This is a genomic window from Amycolatopsis sp. NBC_01488 (assembly GCF_036227105.1).
In the GTDB taxonomy this organism is placed as follows: Bacteria; Actinomycetota; Actinomycetes; order Mycobacteriales; family Pseudonocardiaceae; genus Amycolatopsis.
This window is the reverse complement of sequence record NZ_CP109434.1, coordinates 865820-873105: the sequence shown is the minus strand read 5'-3', so window position 1 is coordinate 873105 and position 7286 is coordinate 865820. Positions and strand designations below refer to the sequence as shown.

Here is a 7286-nt window from a genome sequence, read left to right as displayed (position 1 = left end):
GATCAGGGACCGCTTCCGCCAACGGCGTCGGAGGCGGTCCTTTTCGTTGCCCAGGTGAAGAATTCGGGGACGTCTCGCGGAGCGCCACGCTCGACGCGAGCCGGGAACGAACCCCGGACGAACGCCCCCAGGCGTCCGCCGCGGGGCGATCACACCTCGGCGAGCAGTCCCAGGGAGCACAGTGACCCGGCCAGCAGCATCATGTCGTACCGCGTGTCGTCGACGTCGGTCTCCCACAGCGCCGCCAGTACCGCGCTGGCCCGGTCGACGTCGCCGTGGTGCTGCTTCAGCGCGATCCACATCGCCGCGGCCACCGGCTCGCAGTCGACCTGGCGGCTGGTGCCGCGGCAGCTGAGCTGGAGGTGGCCGTTGGGGAGCATCCGCTGGGTGACACCGGGAACGGTCTGGATCGCCATCATGACTACCTCCGAGGGGCGGGTCGGTTTTCTTCGCTGTACCCAGTTTCGCGGACCGGGCTCGGCCGGACCATGGGGTCCGCACCTGAACTCCGCCTGGGGTTTCCCCACCCCACCCCTAGGGGGCCCACGCACGCACCCGCGCCGCCACGCTCGTCAGGACGCCCTCCAGCTGCGCGTTCAGGTAGAAGTGCCCACCGGGGAACACCTCCACGACGCACTCGCCCGTCGTGTGGGCGCGCCAGGCGTCCGCCTCGGCGATCTCCGTCACCGGGTCGTCGTCGCCCACCAGCACGTGGATCGGGCACGCCAGCTCCCGCCCGGGGCGGTGGCGGTACGTCTCCACCGCCGTGTAGTCGCCGCGGATCGCCGGCAGCACCATGCGCAGCAGCTCGTCGTCGCCCAGGACCGCGCTGTCGGTGCCGCTGAGCTCCTTGAGCGCCGCGATCAGGCCGTCGTCGTCGCGCTGGTGGACGTACTCGATCCGCTGGGCGGACGGCGCCCGGCAGGCCGACGCGAACAGGCCCAGCGGCCGCACGCCCCGCGCCTCGAGCCGGCGGGCGACCTCGTAGCCGAGCGTCGCGCCCATGCTGTGGCCGAACAGCGCCACCGGCCGGTCGAACCACGGCCCGAGGTCGTCGGCGATCGCGTCGGCCATGGCGTCCACGTCGTCGTAACAGGCCTCGCTGAGCCGGTCCTGACGGCCGGGGTACTGGACGGCGACGACGTCGGCGTCCAGCCCGGCGCCGGCGGCCGCGCGCGAGAACGGGAAGTACGCCGTCGCCGACCCGCCGGCGTGCGGCAGGCAGACCAGCCGCACCGCGGCGTGGTCGGCCGCGTGGAAGCGCCGGATCCACCGGCTCGTTCGTTCGTTCAGGGCAGTCACAGTTTCCGAAGTGTTCGGGGCTTTCCGGGCGCTGGCAACCCCTACCGAAGCTGTGTGCGATTCACTCCGTTGGGTGACTTTAGGTTGCGGTTGGCCCTGCTTAGGCGCCTGCTGCGAACGTCGTCAGGGCAGGAAGACAACCGCCTGCTTCGAGGAGCTTGCGATGGGCGTGATCTGGGGGCAGAACCGCCGTGAAAATCCGCAGGGGGCCTTGGCTTTTCTCGAGGACCTCCTGATCGAATGCGACGCCGGGGTGGGGGAGACGGTGCTGGTGGGCGGGGGACCCGCCAGCGGGAAGACACACTTGCAGCACCAGGTGGTGGTGCGGGCGAAGGAACTGGGCATCGTCACGCTGACCGCCGCCGGCGCCGCCGACGAACGGGCCGTGGACGGTGGCGTGATCGACCAGCTGCTGGCGAGCCCGCTGCTGCCGCCGTCGCTGACCGGGCACCCGGGGAGCGACGGCGTCGACGACCGGATCGCCGGGCTGTGCAGCGCGATCCACCGGCTGGCCAGGGAACGCCCGGTGCTGGTGGCCGTCGACGACGTCCACCACGTGGACGAGACCTCGGCGCGGCTGCTGCTGCGCCTGCAGCGGCGGGCGCCGTCCGCGGCGTTGCTGCTGGTCCTCAACCACGCCGACGGGTCGTACGCCGATTCGCCGTTCACCTCGCTGCCGCACCGGCACGTCGAGCTGACGCCGTGGTCGGTCCAGGCGATCGCCGAGCTGGTGCAGGGCGACGGGCTGCCGGAGCGGATCCACGAGCTGAGCGCCGGCAACCCGCTGCTGGTCCGGGCACTGGTCGACGCCCACCGCGGCAGCGCGGACACCGGCTCGGCCTACTCCGAGGCCGTGCAGCGGCTGCTGCACCGCTACGGCTCGCCGCTGCGGGAGGTGGCGACCGCGATCGCCGTGCTGGACAGCGACGTCACGACCGAGGCCGTCGCCATCGTCGCCGGGGTCGACCCGCTGGAAGCCGAGACGTCCACCGGACGGCTCGCCGACGCGGGCCTCGTCGCGGGCGTCCGGCTCCGGCCGTCGGCCGCGGCCGCGGTGGTGGGCGGGCTGCGCGGGCCGGAGAAGGTCCGGCTGCACGTGCGGGCCGCCGAGGTGAAGCACGCTCGCGGGCTGAGTCCCGCCGAGGTCGCGCGGCACCTCGTCGCGGCCGGTGAGACGGCGGCCGACTGGGCGCTGCCGGTGCTGGTCGCGGCGGCGGAGCAGGTGATGCTCGGCGACGACATCGAGTTCGCCACCCGCTGCCTCAAGCTCGCCGCGTCGGTCGCGAAGGCCCGGTGGGAGCAGCAGACGATCTCGCAGCTGCTCGCCAAGATCACCTGGCGCGTCAACCCGGCCGCCGCCGCACCGCACCTGCGGTCGCTGCGCGAGGCGGGCTCGCTGGACCGCTCCGACCGGATCGGCCTCGCGCGGCAGTCGCTGTGGCTCGGCGACCGCGACACCTTCGAGCGCTCGTTCGCCGCGCTCGAGCACGACGGCGAACCGCTCGACCCGCGCACCTCGGCCGAACTCGTCCTCGCCGGCCACTGGCACTACGGCGTCTCGACGACGACGGCCGAACCGGGCGATCCCTGGCTGCACACGGCGAACTCGCTGGCCGCGGTGTGGCGCACCGGAGGCACCGAGGCGACATCGGCGTGCGCGGAACGGATCCTGCAGAACTGCCGGCTTTCGGACACCTCCCTGGAGGCGCTGGCGACGGCGATCCTCGCGCTGGCTCACGACGACAAGGCCGACCGCGCGGAAGGCTGGTGCACGTCGCTCAGCGAGGAAGCCGAATACCGCGGCGCGATCACGTGGAAGGCGATGCTGGACGCGATCGGCGCGAGCCTGCGGCTGCGGCGGGGCGACGTCCCGGGCGCCGTGGACCTCTCGAACCGGGCGCTGGGCATGCTGGACGCGCCGAACTGGGGCGTCGCGATCAGCTACCCGCTGGCCACGCTGCTGATCGCGCACACCGCGTCGGGAGCGTTCAAGGACGCGGCGGCGGTGCTGCGGCACCCGCTGCCGGACGCGGCCTGGACGACCCTGGGCGGTGTCCGGTACCTGCGGGCCCGCGGCCACTTCCACCTGGCGACCAACCGCGGCCTGGCGGCCGTGAGCGACCTGCAGCAGTGCCGCCGGATCCTGCGCGAGCAGGACCTGGAGCTGCCGGGGGTGCTGCCGTGGCAGGCCGACCTCGCGGAGGCGAACCTCGGGCTGGGCAACACGGCCGTCGCGGTCGAGCTGGCCAAGCAGGCACTGGCCGCCCCGGGTGACGCGTACTCGCGCGGGTCCGCCCTGCGCGTGCTGGCGCTGGCCGGTGACGCGGCGGCGCGCCCGGGGCTGCTGAACCGGGCGGCGGAGGCGTTCAAGGCGGCCGGCGACCGGCTGGAGCTGGCGAAGACCCTGCGCACGATCAACCACCTGAGCCAGCGCGCCGAACGCGCCGGCAGCCTGGTGAAGCAGGTGCACGTGCCGCGCCAAGGCCGGTCCCGGCCGGCCGCCGCGCCCCGCCCGGTGGCGCGCCCGGAACCGGCGTCGCCGTCGGCGTCCGTGCTGAGCGAGGCGGAGCTGCGGGTGGCCGAGCTGGCCGTGGAGGGGCGCACCAACCGGCAGATCGCGGAGACGCTGTACATCACGGTGAGCACGGTGGAACAGCACCTGACCCGCGTGTACCGCAAGCTCGGCGTGGCCGGCCGGGCCGCGCTGGCCGGCGAGTTCGCCGACGCCGAGGGCGCGCAGTGACCGTGCTGCTCACCGAGGCCGAGCTGCGGGTGGCCGAGCTGGCCGCGGACGCGACGGCGCTCGACGCGATCGCGGAGGCGCTGGGCATCCCGCCGGACGAGGCGGCCGGGCTCCTGGAGACGGTGTACCGCAAGCTCGGCCCGGCACAGCCGTGAAACGACGGAAGGCCACCCCGGGGGACCGGGGTGGCCTTCCGCGTCGACGAAAAGAAGCTCAGGAGCCGCGCTGGTCCGCGACGACCGCCGCGATGATGTCGTCCAGCGTCCGGGTCGGCGCGAAGCCGATCTGGCCCAACGCTTTCGTGCAGTCCGGGATCCGGCGCTGCATGTCCTCGTACCCGTCGCCGTACGCCTCCTCGTACGGCACCTTCGCGATCGTGCTCGTCGAACCCGTCGCCGAGATCACGCGCTCGGCGAGCTGGGCGATCGTCGTCTGCTCGGTGCTGCCGAGGTTGAACACCTTGCTGTACGCCGTTTCGTCGGACAGCAGGGCCACCAGCGCCGGGACGACGTCGTGGACGTGGCAGAAGCAGCGCGTCTGCTGGCCGTCCCCGAAGACCGTGATCGGCTCGCCCGCCAGCGCCTGCTTCACGAACCGCGGGATGACCATGCCGTAGCGGCCCGTCTGGCGGGGGCCGACCGTGTTGAACGGGCGGACGATCACCGTGCGCAGGCCGTGCTCGACCGCGTACAGGTAGGCGAACGTCTCGTCGAGCGCCTTCGCCTCGGCGTAGGACCAGCGGTTCTTCAGCGGCGAGCCGATGATCCGGTCGGCCTCCTCGGTGAGGCCGTCGGCGGTGTTCTTGCCGTAGATCTCGCTCGTGGACGCGACCAGGATCGGGACGTCGTGCTGCAGCGCCGCGTCCAGCATGGTCTCGGTGCCGTGCAGGTTGGTGCGGAGGCTTTCCATCGTCTTGTCCAGGATGGTGAAGACGCCGACCGCGGCCGCGAGGTGGAAGATCGCGTCGATGCCGGCCATGCACGCCTCGACCGCCGCGGGGTCGGTCACCGAGCCGCGCACGAAGCGGAAGCCCGGGTGGTCCCGGACCCCGGCGAGGTTGTCGAGCGTGCCGGTGCTGAGGTTGTCGAGCGCGACGACCTCGTGGCCGCGCTCCAGGAGGTGCTCGGTCAGGTGGGAGCCGATGAAGCCGGCGCCGCCGGTGATGAGGTAACGCACGTCGGATGTCCTCTCAGTTCGCGAAGAGCGCGGGGTCGAAGCGGTAGGTGGCGTCGATGACGATCGCGCACCGCGCGAGCCAGTCGTAGTCGTGGCCGCCCTGGACGGTGTGGATCAGCGCGACGTCCCAGTCGCCGGGGTCCGGCGCGGCGACGTTGTCCAGCTGGCCGCCCGTGACGCGGATGGTCGGCACCAGCGGGTCGTGGTAGCCGACCTTCGCGCCCTTCGCCGTCAGCAGGTCGATGATGTCCAAAGCGGACGACGACCGGACGTCCTGGACACCGGGCTTGTACGTCACGCCGACCACCAGCACCCGGGTGCCCGCGAGGCCCTTCCCGTTGCGGGACAACGTGCTCACGACCCGGTCGACGACCTGCTTGGGCCGCTCGGCGATGGCGTGCATGGCCTGGGTGACGAGCGGCGCGTTGTGCTGCGTCGCGCGCAGCTGCCAGAGCAGGTAGTGCGGGTCGCACGGGATGCAGTGCCCGCCGACGCCGGGGCCGGGGTGGAAGGCCATGAAGCCGTAGGGCTTGCTCGCGGCGGCGTCGATGACCTCGATGGGGTCGATCGAGAAGCCGTCGCTGATCTCCGCGAACTCGTTGGCCAGCGCGATGTTCACCGCGCGGAAGGTGTTCTCGTACAGCTTCGTCAGCTCGGCGACCTCGGCGGAGCTGACGCAGTGCACCTTCGGCGTCAGCAGGTTGATCACGCGCTGCGCCATCGCGGTGCAGGCCGGCGTCACGCCGCCCAGGACGCGCGGGGTCTCCTGCTGCGTGTGCGTGACGTTGCCGGGGTCGATGCGCTCGGGACTGGACGCGACGAAGATGTCGCGGCCGATCTTGAAGCCCTTGGCGACCAGCGGCTTCACCAGCAGCCGCCCGGCGGTGCCGACGTAGCTGGTCGAGGTGAGGATCAGCGTCTGGCCGGTCCGGGCGTGCGCGATCAGCGCCGCGCACGCGCTCTCCAGCGGCCCGAGGTCGGGCATCAGGTACTCGTCCAGCCCGGTCGGCACGCACACCAGCACCGCGTCGGCCTCGGCCAGCCGCGCCAGGTCGGCGGTGAGCTGGAAGTCCTCCTGGTGCACGGCCTTCTCGAGCCGGCGGTGGTCGGCCTCGATCAGGTCGACCGCGCCGGAGCGGATCGCGTCGAGGCGGTTCTGCGAAAGGTCGATGCCGATGATCGCGACCCCGCTCTCGTGCAGGCCGAGCGCGGTCGGCAGGCCGACGTAGCCCATCCCGATCACCGCGACGGAGGTCAGTTCGTTCAGCTCGGCCAGGATTTCGTGTTCAGCGACAGTACTCGTCATTGCGGTTCACCCGTCTCTTGCACGGTGGAAGGGTCAGTGCACGACCCGGACGATTTCGAAGGCTTCGGCGAGCTCGGTGGAGATCTGCGAACCGCGGTATTCGGCGAGGGCGCGCACGCCCCGCTCACTGCGCGGGTGGGGCCACGGCTCGAGTTCCTTGCCGTACGCGCGCAGCGCCTCGATCTTGCGCTCCACGTGCGTCTCCTCGAGGCGCTGCCAGCAGTTGGGGCGGAAGGTCACCGGTAGCCCGGACGCCTCGCCGACGTCGGTGGCGGAGCGGATCTCGAAGGTCCGCACCTCCTGCACGCTGCCCTTGCCCGGCCGGCCCGCCACCCGGGCGGCGCGGCTGACCAGCGCGTGGTCGGTGCTCAGGTCGCACATGCTGGTGGTGAGGATCGTGTCGGGCTCGAAGTCCCGGACCTCGTTCTCCACCACGCGGTTCAGCTCGAGGTGGCTGACGGTGTCGAGGCGGTTGTCGCCGAATTCGTGGATGCGCACGCGGTCGATGCCGAGCGTCTTCGCGGCCAGCTCGATCGCGGCGGTGCGGTTGACGACCCCGGTGCCGGTCGCCGAGCGCGAGCCGTCGTCGTTGGTGAGGATGCAGAGCGAGATCGTCACGCCCTCGTCGGCGAGCCGGGCGATGGTGCCGCCCGCGCCGAGCGTCTCGTCGTCGCCGTGCGCTCCCACGACCAGCAGCTTGCTAATTTTCCTGTGCATACCGGATCCCCAGTCTTGGTGCTGATGGAAGTGCCGTCGCAC

Annotated in this window: 7 protein-coding genes; 2 read left to right on the top strand and 5 right to left on the bottom strand. The window is 72.0% G+C overall.

The features are described from left to right. Nucleotides 1–149: 149 nt before the first annotated feature. Together OG738_RS04070 and OG738_RS04065 are read right to left on the bottom strand one after the other, a co-directional pair. Entirely contained in the window at nt 150–416 is a 267-nt protein-coding gene (locus OG738_RS04070; RefSeq protein ID WP_329051325.1) for a hypothetical protein, read from the bottom strand. Nucleotides 417–534: 118 nt separating this feature from the next. Then, a complete protein-coding gene (locus tag OG738_RS04065; RefSeq protein ID WP_329051324.1) occupies nt 535–1302 on the bottom strand; it encodes a thioesterase II family protein in 768 nt (255 codons plus the stop codon). A gap of 163 nt (nt 1303–1465) precedes the next feature. On the opposite strand from OG738_RS04065, the gene OG738_RS04060 reads away from it, so the two are divergent. Continuing rightward, complete coding sequence (locus tag OG738_RS04060) at nt 1466–4045, top strand: helix-turn-helix transcriptional regulator (RefSeq protein ID WP_329051322.1); 2580 nt, start codon at nt 1466–1468, stop codon at nt 4043–4045. Continuing rightward, nucleotides 4042–4200, top strand: a complete 159-nt coding sequence (locus OG738_RS04055; protein ID WP_329051320.1) for a hypothetical protein — start codon at nt 4042–4044, stop codon at nt 4198–4200. The genes OG738_RS04060 and OG738_RS04055 overlap by 4 nt, the downstream gene beginning before the upstream one ends. Nucleotides 4201–4258: 58 nt before the next feature. Here the strand turns inward: OG738_RS04055 and OG738_RS04050 are convergent, their stop codons facing one another. Genes OG738_RS04050 through OG738_RS04040 form a run of 3 tightly spaced genes read right to left on the bottom strand, consistent with a single transcriptional unit; the run spans nt 4259 to nt 7244 of the window. After that, nucleotides 4259–5221, bottom strand: a complete 963-nt coding sequence (locus OG738_RS04050) for an NAD-dependent epimerase/dehydratase family protein (protein WP_329051318.1) — start codon at nt 5219–5221, stop codon at nt 4259–4261. A gap of 13 nt (nt 5222–5234) precedes the next feature. Beyond that, on the bottom strand, nt 5235–6527 hold the full coding sequence (locus OG738_RS04045; RefSeq protein WP_329051317.1) for a nucleotide sugar dehydrogenase: 1293 nt from the start codon (nt 6525–6527) through the stop codon (nt 5235–5237). Nucleotides 6528–6560: 33 nt separating this feature from the next. After that, a complete protein-coding gene (locus tag OG738_RS04040; protein WP_329051316.1) occupies nt 6561–7244 on the bottom strand; it encodes a PIG-L deacetylase family protein in 684 nt (227 codons plus the stop codon). Nucleotides 7245–7286: the final 42 nt, after the last annotated feature.